The sequence below is a fragment of the Pseudomonas sp. genome, from assembly GCF_030696055.1.
In the GTDB taxonomy this organism is placed as follows: domain Bacteria; phylum Pseudomonadota; class Gammaproteobacteria; order Pseudomonadales; family Pseudomonadaceae; genus Aquipseudomonas.
Map to the genome: position 1 here is coordinate 18,191 of NZ_JAUYNP010000046.1, position 14,812 is coordinate 33,002.

Here is a 14,812-nt window from a genome sequence, read left to right on the forward strand (position 1 = left end):
CTTATGCCGATCGTTCTTGTGACCAACCCAACGCTACGCGGTATTGTGCTGACGTTGCTGTCGGTCGCCTGCTTTGCCAGTCACGACGCCGTGGCCAAGTACCTGGCAGGCTTGTATCCGATCTTGCTGCTCACCTGGTTCCGCTACCTGTCGCACACGGTGCTGATGGGCGCTGTGCTGCTGCCGAAACATGGCTTGAGCATCCTGCACAGCCAACGGCCCTGGTTGCAGTTGGCCCGGGCCCTGGCGCTGCTGGGGGTGAGCCTGTTGTTCGTCACCGGCCTGCGCTATGTGCCCTTGGCTGAGGCCACCGCGGTGATCTTCCTGGCGCCGCTGCTGGTTACGCTGCTCTCGGCCACCTTGCTGCGCGAGGCCGTCAGCCTGGCGCAATGGCTGGCGGTAGGGTTGGGCTTTATCGGCGTGCTGGTGATAGTGCGCCCCGGTGGCGCGCTGTTTACCCCGGACATTCTATGGCCGCTGGGCGCGGCGCTGTGCTTTGCCCTGTACCAGGTACTCACCCGTCTGAGCGCGCCCCATGACAGCGCCGCCACCAGCAACTTTCTCGCCGGCGCCATCAACCTGCTGCTGGTCAGCCTGTTGATCCCGTTCTTCTGGCAAACCCCGCACTGGCAGCATCTGTTTGGCCTGCTGAGCCTGGGGGTGATCGGCATGTGCGGCCATCAACTGCTGATCCAGGCGTTCCGCCATGCCTCGCCGGCGCTACTGGCACCCTTTAGCTATGGTCAGTTGCTGTTTGCCGGTTTGCTCGGTTGGTTGATCTTCGGCCAGGTGCCGGACACCAGAGCGCTTATCGGCATGGCCTTGGTCATGCTCGCCGGGCTGGGTATCGCCTATATGCAGCGGCAGAGCAGGTAGGGCCATTTATGGTCTTCACCCTTCGGGCCGGTTAAGCCGTCCAGATTCGCTCCCGGCGAATCTGTGTCTTTTAGTGCAGGCTTGGCTGGGGCAGGTCGATAGCGGCCAGCGAGAGCGACAGCCCCCGCCAATCCTGGGCTACCTTGTGCTGTGCATTTGCATCATTAAGTGCTAGTTTTGATGCAAACAGACAGTGGAGGCGGTGATGAGCGCATTGATTAGACCGATTGCCGATGCCGATACGGTGCTGGCCAAGGCGCTGCTCAATACCCGCGAGCAGCTCGGCCTGACTCAGCAGGAGCTGGCCGACATAGTGGGCGTGCACCGTACGGCGATCTCGCGCTGGGCCGACAGTGGCTTGCGCGTGCAAAGCAAGACCGGTGAGTTGGCCCTGTTGCTGATTCGCGCCTACCGCGCGTTGTTCGCCCTGTTTGGCGGCAATTTGCCGGATATGCAGCACTTTTTGCGCACGCCGAACCATCATCTGCAGGCCGTGCCGCTGCTGTTGATGATGCAGGTGCAGGGTTTGGTGCGGGTGGTGCAATACCTCGATGCCATTCGCGGCAAAGGCTGATCGGACACTGAACAATCACTGCGGCTTTGCGCGTTGGATTCTGCCGCGGCCTGCTGCTGGCGCTGAGTAAAAAATATTAATAAGGAACACAGTCGCCATGGATATCTGGCAACGCTGCAAGGGCCCGGAACAGATCAAGGCGCTACGGGGGCGCCTGGTCCGCCTGGTGGAAAGCCAGGCGCAAATCGCCACCATGCAACTGGTCGATAGCCTGGCCGAACAGGCGCTGCTGGAGGAGTTGCTGGAAGGCAGCAAACCGCCATTGCCGGCCAGTGCCGAGCCGCTGCATTACCTGTTGAAAACCCCATTCCGCTACCCGCCGCTGCACTGGGGCTCGCGTTTCGGCAGCGTCTACGAACCCAGCCTGTTCTATGGCGCTCTGCGTATCGATACGGCCATGGCCGAGGCGGCCTATTACCGTTTTCTGCTGTGGCAGGGCATGGCCAGTCCGCCACCCAGCGGGCGCATCCTGTCCGAGCACTGCACCTTCGAGGCGCGTTATCAGGTCGAGCGCGGCATCCAGTTGCAGCACGCGCCTTTCGCGGAGTACCAGGCTGAACTCAGTCATGCCAGCGCCTACCAGGCCACCCAGGCCTTGGGCGCGGCCATGCGCGTGGCCGGGGTCGAGGCCTTCGAGTACCGTTCCGCGCGTTGTCCGCTGGGCGGCAACAACGTCGCGCTGTTCGTGCCCCAGGCTCTGGCGGAAAAGCGCCCACGCAATCTGCTGAGCTGGTTGTGCGAAACCACCGCCGACTATGTCGCCTTCAAGAATGCCCAGGTGCCGGATACGCCGCGGCTGTTTCGTCAGGAGTTGTTCCTGCGCGATGGGCGCTTGCCGCTACCCGCCTAGGCAGGCCTGTGGAAAATTACTGCGGGCTTCGCGCGCTATGCGGCGTTGCAACAAAATGAAGCCTCTGCAAGCCGCTTGCGGCTAGCGCATTAGCGCGACCCGAAGGGCGAGTGCAACGAGTCATGCTCATGTACAACTCGTACACTCGGCTCGGGCGTCATGCTTCGCTCTACCTCCTGCATCCTTGCAGTCGTGCGCTTCTTCGGCTGACTTCGCCTTGCCTAGCCTTCGCTCGCTACATTTTCCAATGGCCTGCCAGGCAGGCCGCGGGGCTCAGGGTTTTGCGGCTGTTTTTGCCCCGAAAAAGGGCGGTCGCGCCACCCGCCGGGCAGACTTGTGCACATTTGCGATGCGTCTTGTCAATCTACATTTTGTGATTGACGTAAACCCTTGATTCTTCCTGATGATTTTTTAAGTCAATGAAAAATATGGTTTTTTTAAGCTGGTGAAAAAATCGCCAGTTTGAGGCGAGGCCCCGTGGCGCAGGCGCTCAAGGGGCTTGCGCTCATGTTATCCACGAAGTTATCCACAGCTTCTGTGGATTATCTCAAGCACTCGCTCTAGTCCGCGCCTCGGCGTTTTTTACATGGCGTTAGGCCAGTCGCTAGCGGCCTCAAGGGGCCTTGTCAGTGCCTGTTCAGGCGCTTGTTGAGTGGTGGCAAGAGCGGCGCTAAAACGCGGTTTTTCACCCCCACGCCACTTGCCAGGGCGGCTCTTGCCAATCTTTACCTCGGTGAAAAAAGGAGTAGAGTGGCGCGCCTTCCCAGCTACCGCTGCTTCCTATGCCTCGCGCACTCCCACGTATCGCCGCTCCAGTCCCCGCCGCCGCTCGCGTGCCGATGCGGGTCGCCCTCTGGTTGCTCGACAGCCCACGCCTGGGGCATGCCCCCAGCGTCAAGCGTTTTGCCGGTGGTCTGCTCAAGCAGCCGGCGCTGCGGGGTGTGGTGCAGGCGCAGAGCCGGCTGGGGCAATTGCTCTGCCGCGACTGCGGCAACCCGCGGGATAGGCGCATGGGCTTCGAGCTGCTGCGCCAGGCCGCTCGCGCCGGCGATCTGCGCGCCCAGCTGGAACTGGGCCAGCTCTACAGCCAGCCGCGTAGCAACGAACCGCAACAGGCCCGGCATTGGCTGGAGCTGGCCGCTGGGCAGGGCTCGCTAGAAGCCGAGCAGCTGCTCAAACAGCTCTGATCCGTCCCTGACCGCTCCGTAGCGAGCTGGGTATACTCCCGGCATTGTTTTGCGGAGCCGCTTATGCCCATCGATCTGTCCACCGCGTTGGCACCTGCGCTGCTCGGTTTCGCCGTCGCAGCACTTCCTCTTCTATATCTAGCCTGGTCGCTGCAGCGCCGCCTGGCCGACCAGCAGCTGGACTTCAGCCTGCTGCAGGAGCGCCTGAGCAATGCGCAACTGGCCCAGGCCGGGCTGACCGCGCAACTGGATGATTGCCGCGCAGAACTCGCCGAGATCGGCGAGATCAAGGCCGATCAGCAGGCCGAACTGGCCGCGCTGCGCCGCGAAACCGAGTTGCTGCAACAGGAACGGCAGATCGCCCGCGAAGCCGCCCAGGCCTGGCATGGCCAGCGTGAGCAACAGGAAGGCGAGATCCGCCGCCTGGATGCTCAGCGCGCCGCACTCAGCGCCGAACTCAAGGAACAGCAGGACAGTCATCAGCAACGCCTGAGCGATCTGCAAGGCTCGCGCGATGAATTGCGGGCGCAGTTCGCCGAACTGGCCGGGAAGATCTTCGATGAGCGCGAGCAGCGTTTCACTGAGACCAGCCAGCAGCAGCTCGGCCAGTTGCTCGACCCGCTCAAGGAGCGCATCCAGTCCTTCGAGAAGCGCGTGGAGGAAAGCTACCAGCAGGAAGCCCGCGAGCGCTTCTCCCTGGGCAAGGAGCTGGAGCGCTTGCAGCAGCTCAATCAGCGCCTGGGCGACGAGGCGACCAACCTGACCCGCGCCCTCAAGGGGCAGAAGACCCAGGGCAACTGGGGCGAGCTGGTGCTGGAACGAGTGCTGGAGCATGCCGGCCTGGAAAAGGGCCGCGAGTACCAGACCCAGGTCAGCCTGAAGAGCGCCGACGGCGAGCGCTTCCAGCCGGACGTGCTGATCCAGCTGCCGGGGGACAAGCAAGTGGTGGTGGACGCCAAGGTCAGCCTGACCGCCTACCAGCAGTTTATTGCCGCCGAAGACGAGGCGAGCCGCCAGCTGGCGCTGAAGCAGCACGTGCTGTCGCTGCGCAACCACCTCAAGGGCTTGTCGCTAAAGGATTACCAACGCCTGGAAGGCCTGCACAGCCTGGACTTCGTCCTGCTCTTCGTGCCGATCGAAGCGGCCTTCGCCGCCGCCTTGCAGGCCGATCCCGGTCTGTTTCAGGAGGCCTATGAGCAACATATAGTCATCGTCAGCCCGACCACGCTGCTGGCCACCCTGCGGGTGATCGACAGCCTGTGGCGCCAGGAGCGGCAGGGCCAGAACGCCCGGGAGATAGCCGAGCGCGCCGGCGCCTTGTACGACAAGTTCGTCGCCTTTATCCAGGACCTGGATGAAATGGGCGCGCGCCTGCAGCAGCTGGACAAGGCCTATGCCGGGGCGCGCAACAAGCTGTGCGACGGCCGCGGCAATATCGTCAGCCGGGTGGAAAACCTCAAGCTGCTCGGCGCCCGCGCCAGCAAGAGCCTGCCCGCCGATCTGCTCGAACGGGCGGCCGGGGTGATGGCGCTGGATGAAGAGTAGGTTGGGCTGAGCAAGGCGAAGCCCAACGCGTCCATGCAAGAGGACACGCCCGGTGTTGGGCTTCGCAGGCTCAGCGCCAACCTACGCGCCAACCTACGCGGTTGCGGCTTTCTCCTGGGCTGCTCGTTGCGCCGCCGGCGAGTGGGCCAGGTAGTCCATAGCCACGCGGATATCGCCTTCCGTGCGTGGGTGGTAACTGGGGTTGAAGTAGCGCAGCACCGAGCGGCCGATATCGCCCATCCGCGGCAGCAGCCCGCGCTGGCCCAGGTGATACCAGAGCTTGAGAAAGCCCGGCCGGTAACGGGTGGCCGGGTCCTGGCGCATCATGCTTTTCACCGAGCTGCTGAACAGGAAGATCAGCGCCGCGGTGGCGATCAGCATAAAGACCCAGCGCATCGGCAGGCTGCCGCCTATATGCATGTGCAGGTCGTGGGCCACGCTGCGGTGCTCGACTTCCTCGGCGCCGTGCCAGCGCAGCAGGTCGAGCATCACCGGGTCGGCGTGATCCAGGCTGCGGGTGGTGATGATCCAGTCCCCCAGTACGCAGGTGAAGTGCTCCATCGCGGCGATCAGCCCGACCCGTTGGCGCAGCCACCAGGGCTGCAGGGCGCGGCTGATGGCGTTGTCGCCCAGGGGGTAGTCGCACAGCAGCTTGTCGAACAGCCAGTGAATCCTCTGGGTAAAGGGCGTCGGGTCTATGCCGTGGCGCAGCAGATAGGGCGTCAGCGCGCTGTCGTGGGCGCGGGCGTGCTGCGCCTCCTGCTTGACGAAACCCTGCACGTCCTCGCGCAACTGTGGGTCTGTGACCAGGGGCAGGGCCTTGTTGTAGACCCGGCAGAACCAGAACTCCTCGGCCGGCAGAATCAGGTGCAGGCTGTTCATGATATGCGAGGCTTCCGGCTCGTTCGGCACCCAGTGCAGTGGGGTATCGGCGAAGTCGAAGCGCACTTTGCGTTGTTGCAGAGGCTGTTGTTCGCTCATTTGCATTCTCCTTATCAACCGGCCAGATTCAGGCGTGCCAGCAGCCGCGACAGCCAGGGGGCGAAGCGCCATTGGGCGATGCTCAGGTGGGCCTCGGCGCCGACAGCCACCACCGCCTGGTTGCGCTGCACGCCGCGGATCAGCTGTTGCGCCACGGTCTCGGCGCTAAGGTTGCGCCGGCTGTACAGGCGCTGGGTCTTGGCCTGTTGCTTGGCTTCGGCCTCGCTGCTCAGGCCGTTAAAGCGGGTGGCCTGGATGATCCCGGTGTTGACCAGGCCCGGGCAGAGGGCGGTGACGCCAATGCCGTGGCTGGCCATTTCCGCGCGCAGGCATTCGCTGAGCATCAGCACCGCGGCCTTGCTGGTGGCGTAGGCCGGGTAGTTGCGTGAGGGCACGAAGGCCGCCGCCGAGGCGGTGTTGACTATATGGCCGCGCTTGCCGGCCTTGATCATCTGCTGGGCGAACAGGCGGCTGCCGTCGATCACGCTCCACAGGTTGATGCGCAGCAGGCGTTCCCAGTCCGCGTTGCTGGTGTCGAGCATGCTGCCGGCCATGCCGATGCCGGCGTTGTTGACCACTATATCCGGGCAACCCAGCTCATCTGCCACCCAGTCGGCAAAGGCGGCCATGGCGCTGCTGTCGCCGACGTCCAGCTGATAGGTGAAGGCTTGGCTGCCCAGCGCCCGGGCCAGTTCGGCGCTGCGTTCGGCGGCGGCCAGGTTGATGTCGGCGGCCAGCACTGTGGCCCCTTGCTCGGCGAACTCCAGCAAGGTGGCTCGACCGATGCCGGAGCCGGCGCCAGTGACCAGCACCAGTTTGCCGCTATAGGCGCGGGCATCGGCCTTGACCTGGGCCTGCTGCAAGGCGCGGCTGGCTTCGCCGCCACTCAGGTGCTGAGTGAACTCGCGCAGCCAGGCGGCTAGCTGCTGCGGTTCGGCCAGCAGCTGCCAGTGCCCGGCATTGATTTCGCGCCGCCACAGCCTGGGCGCCCACAGCGCCAGCTGCTCGAACAGTTGCGGACGCACGAAGCGGTCGCGGCTCGGCACTATCAGCTGCACCGGCACCTGGGTATGGCGCTTGCGCGGCTTGAACAGGCTGCGGATAAAGTTGGCGCGGTACAGCTTGACCCCGTGCACACCGTCGGAGCGCTGGCTGCTGCTGGGCGGCATATGGCGCAAGCCCTCGACCCGGCGCAGAAACTGCGGCCAGGCCTGGTCCAGCCCCAACCTCCAGCCAAGCTCCGGCAGCAGCGGGGTATGGAACAGGCCGATATACCAGGAGCTCAGCAGCTGCCCGCCGACCTGGGCCCAGGCGCGCGGGCGCTTCTGCTTGAGGCGGTCGCGCATCCAGTGGCCGACATGGTCCAGGCAGGGCCCGGAGATGCTGGTGTAGGAGGCCAGCAGCGGCTGGATGCGTGGCTCGGTCACCGCTTCCCAGGCCTGGATCGAGCCCCAGTCGTGGGCCACCAGGTGCACCGGCTGTTCGGGGCTGGTGGCCTTGATCACCGCTTCCAGGTCATTGGCCAGTTTTTCCAGCTGATAGTCCAGGCGCTTACGAGGGATATCGGAGCTGCCTGCGCCGCGCACGTCGTAGGCGATGATCTGGTAGTCGGCGGCGAGCTCGCGTACCAGTGGCAGCCAGATCTCATGGCTGTCCGGGTAGCCGTGCACCAGCAGCAGGGTCGGCCCGCTGTTATTGCCCCAGCGGTACACCGCCAGCTCCACGCCATCGCCCTGCACCCGCAGTTGCTGCGCCTGCAGGGCATCGCTCTCCAGCAGCAGCGGCGCGTTCATGCCGCCACCTGCGGGGCGCACAGGCCGCGTTGCTGCCAGCGCCGTACATGGGGCAGGTCGTCGTCCAGCCAGTAGGCGTCGTCTGCTGTGACCACCAGCAGCTCTTCGAACTTGGCGCCCACGCCGCGCCAACCCAGGTGCGGCTCCACCGCCCAGAGGCCCGGCGTGGGCGCGTGGTCGGAACGGCTATTGCTCGACCACAGCGGCGACCAGCCGTCGCGGCGGCCGGTGAGCAGGGCGTTGCGGGTCAGGGTAAGGATATTGCGCAGGCCGAAGCGGGCGATGGACAGGCCGCTGTCGCGTTCGCCGAGTTTCTCCACCCGGTGCGCCAGCACCTCGAAGGGATAGGCCTTGTGCCGCGGCAGCGTGCCTTGTTCGGCGCACAGGCGATCCACCGCCTGGCTGACCTTGGCCAGGGGGCGGCGCTGTTTGACCAGCTCGACTATCAGCTCCCGGTGCGCCATCAGGTCGTCCAGCAGGCGTTCGACCAGCAGGTTCTCGCCCAAGGCGCCGCTGTAGCCAATATCCGCGGTGTAGGCGCCCAGGGTCGGCGCGCAGTCGAGGATATAGGGCATGCCTTCTTCCAGCACCGTCTTGCCCGGATAGAAGGCCAGGTTGAAGCCGCCCAGGTGACGCAGGCCATCGAAGCCCTCGAACGCGGTGCGCGGGCCGAACCAGGCGAAGGGCTGATGGAACCAGTCGTGCACGCCGTGATCCTGCAGCCAGGTCTTCATCAGCGTGGCGGCTTGCTTCTCGCTGATGCCGGGCTTGAGTTCGCCGGCTATGCATTGGGCGCACTGGTAGGCCAGGCGCTGCACGGCGCGAAACTGTTCGAGGTCATGGTCGCTGAGTGGGGTGGGGCTGGCAGGCATTGAAATTCTCCAGGCTGTCACGGCTGACTGTTACATCGGTTGATGTAATGGTCATTGTTGTGTGCCTGGGCGTTGCTGCCTAGCTATTCGGGGCGCGGCCTCGGCTCGTTGTTACGCTGTTACTGAGAGTGATATAGCCGCTCTATATCGGGGCTTGTGCGCTAATAAAGGCGTTTGCTGGGCGGTGCACCAAGCAAAGTCCAGCCCTTGGTTGGGGCGGTTGTTGCCGGTGCGCAGGGGCGGCTATGATCGCCGCCATGCCTACAGCCTCTGCTTTTCTCCAGCGTTTATTGGGCGCCGCCGCCCCGGTGGCGAGCGCCGCTGCCGCCGAATACCGGGTCGATGAGCTGGCCCAGGCCGCGCAGACCACGGTGCGCAATGTGCGCGCCTACCAGGACCAGGGCCTGCTGCCGCCCCCGCAGCGGCGTGGGCGGGTGGGCATCTACAGCGGCGAGCACCTGGCGCGGCTGCAGCTGATCGGTCAGCTGCTCGAACGCGGTTACAGCATCGCCAGCATTCGCGAGCTGTTCGAAGCCTGGGCCCAGGGCCGCGACCTGGCCCAGGTGCTGGGCCTGGAGCAGGCCATCCAGGGCCCGGAGCAGCCGGAGCAGGCGGCACGCCTGGAGTTCGCCGAGTTGCAGGCGCTCTTCGGCGAGCAGCTGGACGATCGGGTGATAGAGCGAGCCCAGGCCCTGGGCCTGCTGGAGTTCGCCGGCGACCACCTGCGCATCCCCAGTCCCAAGCTGTTCGCCGCCGGGGTCGAGCTGTACCGCGCGGGGATTCCCCTGCCGGCGCTGCTGGATGAACTGGCGGCGATTCGCGGCCATGTGCAGCAGGTGTCCACCGGCATAGTGCAGATGATAGCCCGGCAGCTGGTCAATCCGCTGCTGCACAGCTCGCTGCCCCATGCCGACGACCTGGAGCGCCTGAGCACGCAGCTCTTGCAGTTGCGCCCGCTGGTGGAACAGGTGGTGACCGCCGAGCTGGCCCGCGGCCTGCCGGAAGCCGCCAACCGCGAGCTGAGCGAGCGGGTGCACCAGTTGCTGCAAGGCTTTCTGCGTCCATCCGGCTCAAGCCAGCAGTAGCACAGCGGCACCCGCCAGTAGACCGCCCGCCATTACCGGCAAGGTCAGCAGCGCCAGCTGCCGGCCGCCGATCAGGGCGATCAGCACAGCCTTCGCCAGGCTGTTGCTCAGGGCGGCGAGGAAGATGCCGTGCACCGCCACCTGGGCGCTCAGGTCCGTATGGGCGCTGCGCGCCAGGGACAGGGTGATGGCGTCGACATCGGCCAGCCCGGAGAGCAGCGCCACCAGGTACACGCCCATGGCGCCGAGCCAATGCCGGGCGCCTTCGACCAGCAGCAGGATCAGCACCAGAAGCGCGGCGAAGCGCAGCGCCGGCGCCAGTTCGAAGGGGTTCTGCAGCGGTGGTTCGGCCGTCTCTGCGCTCTCGCTGCCGGCGCGGCGGTAATACAGCAGCGCGCCCGCGGCGTAGATCAGCGTGGCTCCGCCCAGTGGCCAGAACAGTGGCATCAGCAGGTTGCGATTGACCAGGCCAACCTCCAGCAGCACCCGGGGAAACATCAGCGCCGAGGTGGCCAGCAGACCGCACGCCAGCAGCGCCTGCAGATGGCGCCCTTGGCCCAGGCGGGCGAGGGTCACCGTCATGGCGGTGGAGGAGACTATGCCGCCGAGCAGGGCGGTGATCAGCAGGCCATGGCGGGTGCCGACCAGGCGCATCGCCACATAGGCGGCGAAGCCGATGGCGGCGATCAGCACCACCATCCACCAGATGGCATAGGGGTTGAACACCAGCCAGGGGCCGTAACCCTGATTGGGCAAGGCCGGCAGCAGCACCAGGGAGATAAACAGCAGCTTCAGCGCGCCGGACAGCTCGGCTTCGCTGAGCCGTTGCAGGGCGCCATGCAGGGATTGCTTGAGGCTCAGCAGCAGGGCCACCGCCACCGCGCCGGCGGCGGCCAGCCCGGCATAGCCGGCCATGGCCAGGCTGCCGAGAATAAAGGAAATCAGCAGCGCCACCTCGCTGGTCAGGCCTTTGTCGCCGAGTTGCAGTAGGCCGCCGAAGTAGGAGGCCACCACCAGGGCGGCAAAGCCGGCGAAGACCACCGCCCAGGCCGCCACATCGAAATGTTCGCCGAGCAGCATGGCGAAGGCGCCGAGCAGGCTGCTCAGGGCAAAGGTGCGGATACCGGCAACCAGCTGGTTGTCTTCGCTATTGCGGCCCTGCCAGCCGCGTTCGGCGCCGATTAGCAGGCCGGCCGCCAGGGCGCTGGCGAAATTCAGCAGGGTATCCAGGGCTTCGGGCATGGCACGGCCTTGAGGTGACAGATGCTGGCAGTCTAGCCATTGGCTTGGCTCGGGTATTGCGCGAGATCAGTGATGGCGTCTGCTGGAAAAGCCTACGGCGTTTTCCACCCTACCCATCGGATGCGGCGTAGGTTGGTGCTGAGCGCAGCGAAGCCCAACACTGGGCTACAAGGCTGTAGGGCGGGTGCAACCCGCCAATGCCAAAACAGTGGCGGGTTGCACCCGCCCTACGGGATGAATCAGGCCAAGGCTTAGCGCAGGCTTAGATGGCGATTGAGCAACGCGCGCAAAGCCGCCGGCTTGACCGGTTTGGCCAGGTAGTCGAGGCCGGCGGCGTGCACCTGGGCGATCAGCTCGGGGCGGCCGTCGGCGCTGATCACCACGCCGGGCAGCGGCTCGCCCAGGCGGGTGCGCAGCCAGGCCATCAGCTCGGTGCCGGTGTCGCCTTCGTCGAGGTGGTAATCCACCAGCGCCAGCTGCGGGCGCAGGTTCTCGCTCAGCAGGTGCTCGCATTCCAGGCGGTTGCGCGCGGTCCACACCTGGCAACCCCAGCGCGACAGCAGGCTGTGCATGCCGGTGAGGATGCTGTCTTCGTTGTCGACGCACAGCACCCGGGTGCCGGCCAGGGCCTGGCCGTTATGCTCGGGTTGCGGCAGCGGGGCTGTGATCTCTGCGTGCAACGCCAAAGGCACCGTGACGCTAAACACGCTGCCCTGGCCCGGCCAGGAGCGCACCGCAAGCGGGTGTTCCAGCACCCGACACAGGCCGTCGGCGATCGCCAGGCCCAGGCCCAGGCCCTTCTCGGCGCGGGTCTGGTGGCTGTCCAGGCGCTTGAACTCCTCGAAAATTTCCTTTTGCTTGTCCTCGGGGATGCCCGGGCCACGGTCCCAGACCTCCAGGCGCAGTTGGCCGCCTACGCGGCGCACGCCCAGCAGCACGCGACCCTTGGCGTAGCGGAAGGCGTTGGTGAGGAAATTCTGCAGCACCCGGCGCAGCAGCTTGCTGTCGCTGTCCACCCGCAGGCGACTGCCGCGCAGGCGGAAATCCACGCCCTGTTCGGCGGCCAGCACCTTGAACTCGGCGCCCAGGGTGTCGAACAGCGTATTCAGCACGAAGGCCGTGCGCTCCGGGGTGATGCGGCGGTTTTCCAGGCGCGAGATGTCCAGCAGATCGCCGATCAGGTCTTCCGCCGAACGCAGCGAGCTGTCCAGATGGTGCACCAGTTCGCGGGCATCGAAGGGCAGGGCCTCGTCCTGGTGCGAGAGGGCGGCGGAGAACAGCCGGGCGGCGTTCAGCGGTTGCATCAGGTCATGGCTGACGGCGGTGAGGAAGCGGGTCTTCGACTGGTTGGCGGCCTCGGCCACGCCCTTGGCTTCGCTCAGCGCCTGATTGAGCTGGGACAGCTCGAAGGTGCGCTCGGCGACCCGCTGTTCCAGGCCTTCGTTGGCGGCCTTGAGCGCCCGTTCGGCCTCGCGGAATTCGGTGATGTCGGTGAAGCTCATGACGAAGCCGCCGCCGGGCATGGGGTTGCCGATCAGCTCGATGACCCGGCCATTGGGGAACAGGCGCTCGGAGGTGTGCGCGGTGCCCTGGCGCATCCAGTACAGGCGCTTGTTCACATGTTCCTCGATAGCGCCGCCGCCGAGCAGGCCGCGCTGGGCGTTGAAGCGGATCAGCTCGGCCACCGGCCGGCCGACATAGACCTGGCCTTCCGGGTAGTCGAACAGTTCGATATAGCGCTGGTTCCAGGCCACCAGATGCAGCGACTGGTCGACCACGCTGATGCCCTGGGTGATGTTCTCGATCGCCCCCTGCAGCAGGGCGCGGTTGAACTGCAGCACCTCGCTGGCTTCGTCGACTATGCGCACCACGTCCTCGACCTGCATCTCGCGGCCTTCGATGGCCGCCTTGACTACGGCGCGGGTGCTGGATGCCCCCAATACGCCGGCCAGCAGGCGTTCGGTATGGGCGATCCATTCGCTGGTGGCGCTCTGGCTGGGATCGAAACCTTTGCCCTGGCGCTGGGCGAAGCGCATAAAGCTCTGCTGCGCGCGGTCCTCGCCGACGAAGCGGCTGGCCAGCGTCAGCAGGTCGTCCACCCGCACCGCCAGCAGGCTGCGACTGCTGGGCTTGGCGCCGAAGTCATGGCCGATAAAGCGCCCGGCCTGCCAGTGTTCGGCGACCCGGGTGCGGGAGAAATACGAGACCCAGGCAAACAGCAGGAAGTTGCCGGCCAGCGACAGCACCATGCCGCGGGTCAGGGCATCCACCTGAAAGCCAATGGGCCCGTACAGCAGGCTGGGCAGCCCGGGGAAGATCTCCAGCGGCCAGCCCAGGCCACGGGCCAGCAGCGGCAGCACCAGGCTGTAGAACCAGATCAGCGCACCGAACGCCAACCCGGCGAACACCCCCTGGCGGTTGGCCTGCTTCCATACCAGAGCGCCGAACATGGCCGGCGCCAGCTGGCCGATGGCGGCGAAGGAGACCTGGCCGATGGTCGCCAGGCTCGCATTGGAGCCGAGCAGGCGGTAGCACACATAGGCCAGCAGCAGGATCAGCACTATGCTGACCCGCCGCGCCGTGAGCATCCAGTAGCGGAAGGCTTCGAACGGCCGCTCGGTGTTCTGCCGGCGCAGCAGCCAGGGCAGCAGCATGTCGTTGGAGATCATGGTCGACAGCGCCACCGAGGCGACAATCACCATGCCGGTGGCGGCCGAGGCGCCGCCGATAAAGGCCAGAAGCGCCAGCGCCGGGTGCGCCTGGGCCAGCGGCAGGCTGATCACGAAGGAGTCCGGAGTGACCCCGGCCGGCAGCAGCAGCTGCCCGGCCAGGGCGATGGGCACCACGAACAAGGCGGCCAGCACCAGGTAGACGGGAAATACCCAGCGCGCCAGGTTGAGATCCTTCGGCTCGATATTTTCCACCACTGTGACGTGGAACTGCCGCGGCAGGCAGACGATGGCGATCATCGCCAGGCCGGTCTGCATCATCAGCGCCGGCCAGTTCACCGTCTGCGCCCAGAAGCTGTCGAGGGCCGGGCTGGCCTTGGCCTGGCTGAGCAGATCGGCGAAGCCGTTGAATAGGCCGTAGGTGACGAAGGCGCCGACGGCGAGGAAGGCCAGCAGCTTGACCAGGGATTCGAAGGCGATCGCCAGCACCATGCCGCGGTGGTGTTCGGTGGCATCCAGGTTGCGCGTGCCGAACAGAATGGTGAACAGCGCCAGCATCAAAGACACTATCAGCGCGGTGTCCTGGGCGCTGGTGCCGCTGGCGGCAGCGCCTTCGCCGATCAGCAGGTTGACCCCGAGCACTATGCCCTTGAGCTGCAGGGCGATATAGGGCAGCACGCCGACCAGGCAGATCAACGCCACCACCACCGCCAGCGCCTGGGATTTGCCGTAGCGCGCGGCGATAAAGTCGGCGATCGAGGTGATATTTTCCTGCTTGCTGAGCATCACCATCTTCTGCAGCACCCAGGGCGCGAACAGCAGCAAAATGATCGGCCCCAGGTAGATCGGCAGAAACGACCAGAGCTGTTCGGCGGCCTGGCCGACCGCGCCGAAGAAGGTCCAGCTGGTGCAGTACACCGCCAGCGACAGGCTATACACCCAGGCGCGCACCCGCGGCGGCATGGGCGTGCGGCGGCGGTCGCCATAGAAGGCGATGGCGAACAGAATGGCCATATAGATCAGCGCCACCGTGGCGATCAGCCCGCTGGACAAACTCATGCCTACTCCAATAGCAAACTATGGGGTGCTTCCGGGGTCTTGGCCGCGATGGCCGAGCCCATGCTGCACAGTGTCGCAG

Annotated in this window: 11 protein-coding genes; 6 read left to right on the forward strand and 5 right to left on the reverse strand. The window is 65.6% G+C overall.

Annotated elements, in window-relative coordinates:
• The first annotated feature begins 3 nt into the window (after positions 1 to 3).
• The 5 genes from Q8Q83_RS02550 (at position 4) to rmuC (ending at position 5,032) form a co-directional block, all read left to right on the forward strand.
• Positions 4 to 876 carry a DMT family transporter gene (locus tag Q8Q83_RS02550; protein WP_305620861.1) on the forward strand — a complete coding sequence of 291 codons (873 nt, stop codon included), beginning with the start codon at positions 4 to 6 and terminating at the stop codon, positions 874 to 876.
• 205 nt (positions 877 to 1,081) lie between these two features.
• The gene (locus Q8Q83_RS02555) at positions 1,082 to 1,450 is read left to right on the forward strand and encodes an XRE family transcriptional regulator (protein ID WP_305620863.1); all 369 of its coding nucleotides are present in this window, start codon (positions 1,082 to 1,084) and stop codon (positions 1,448 to 1,450) included.
• A gap of 97 nt (positions 1,451 to 1,547) precedes the next feature.
• On the forward strand, positions 1,548 to 2,300 hold the full coding sequence (locus Q8Q83_RS02560) for an RES family NAD+ phosphorylase (protein WP_305620865.1): 753 nt from the start codon (positions 1,548 to 1,550) through the stop codon (positions 2,298 to 2,300).
• 782 nt (positions 2,301 to 3,082) lie between these two features.
• The gene (locus Q8Q83_RS02565) at positions 3,083 to 3,487 is read left to right on the forward strand and encodes a tetratricopeptide repeat protein (RefSeq protein ID WP_305620867.1); all 405 of its coding nucleotides are present in this window, start codon (positions 3,083 to 3,085) and stop codon (positions 3,485 to 3,487) included.
• Positions 3,488 to 3,676: 189 nt separating this feature from the next.
• A complete protein-coding gene (gene rmuC, locus Q8Q83_RS02570) occupies positions 3,677 to 5,032 on the forward strand; it encodes a DNA recombination protein RmuC (RefSeq protein WP_305620920.1) in 1,356 nt (451 codons plus the stop codon).
• A gap of 93 nt (positions 5,033 to 5,125) precedes the next feature.
• Here rmuC and Q8Q83_RS02575 read toward each other — a convergent pair whose 3' ends face one another.
• From Q8Q83_RS02575 to Q8Q83_RS02585, 3 genes are read right to left on the reverse strand one after another with little or no spacing between them, the layout of a single operon-like run.
• On the reverse strand, positions 5,126 to 6,013 hold the full coding sequence (locus Q8Q83_RS02575) for a metal-dependent hydrolase (RefSeq protein WP_305620869.1): 888 nt from the start codon (positions 6,011 to 6,013) through the stop codon (positions 5,126 to 5,128).
• A 14-nt stretch (positions 6,014 to 6,027) separates the two neighbouring features.
• The gene (locus Q8Q83_RS02580; protein WP_305620871.1) at positions 6,028 to 7,806 is read right to left on the reverse strand and encodes an SDR family oxidoreductase; all 1,779 of its coding nucleotides are present in this window, start codon (positions 7,804 to 7,806) and stop codon (positions 6,028 to 6,030) included.
• The gene (locus Q8Q83_RS02585; protein WP_305620873.1) at positions 7,803 to 8,678 is read right to left on the reverse strand and encodes a M24 family metallopeptidase; all 876 of its coding nucleotides are present in this window, start codon (positions 8,676 to 8,678) and stop codon (positions 7,803 to 7,805) included. Before Q8Q83_RS02585 ends, Q8Q83_RS02580 begins: the two co-directional genes overlap by 4 nt.
• A gap of 257 nt (positions 8,679 to 8,935) precedes the next feature.
• Between Q8Q83_RS02585 and Q8Q83_RS02590 the strand changes: the two genes are divergently transcribed.
• Positions 8,936 to 9,763, forward strand: coding sequence for a MerR family transcriptional regulator (locus Q8Q83_RS02590; RefSeq protein ID WP_305620875.1), 828 nt, complete (start codon positions 8,936 to 8,938; stop codon positions 9,761 to 9,763).
• Here Q8Q83_RS02590 and Q8Q83_RS02595 read toward each other — a convergent pair.
• Complete coding sequence (locus Q8Q83_RS02595; RefSeq protein ID WP_305620877.1) at positions 9,749 to 11,005, reverse strand: MgtC/SapB family protein; 1,257 nt, start codon at positions 11,003 to 11,005, stop codon at positions 9,749 to 9,751. The genes Q8Q83_RS02590 and Q8Q83_RS02595 overlap by 15 nt on opposite strands.
• Positions 11,006 to 11,256: 251 nt before the next feature.
• A complete protein-coding gene (locus tag Q8Q83_RS02600) occupies positions 11,257 to 14,733 on the reverse strand; it encodes a PAS domain-containing hybrid sensor histidine kinase/response regulator (RefSeq protein ID WP_305620879.1) in 3,477 nt (1,158 codons plus the stop codon).
• Between the last annotated feature and the right edge of the window lie 79 nt (positions 14,734 to 14,812).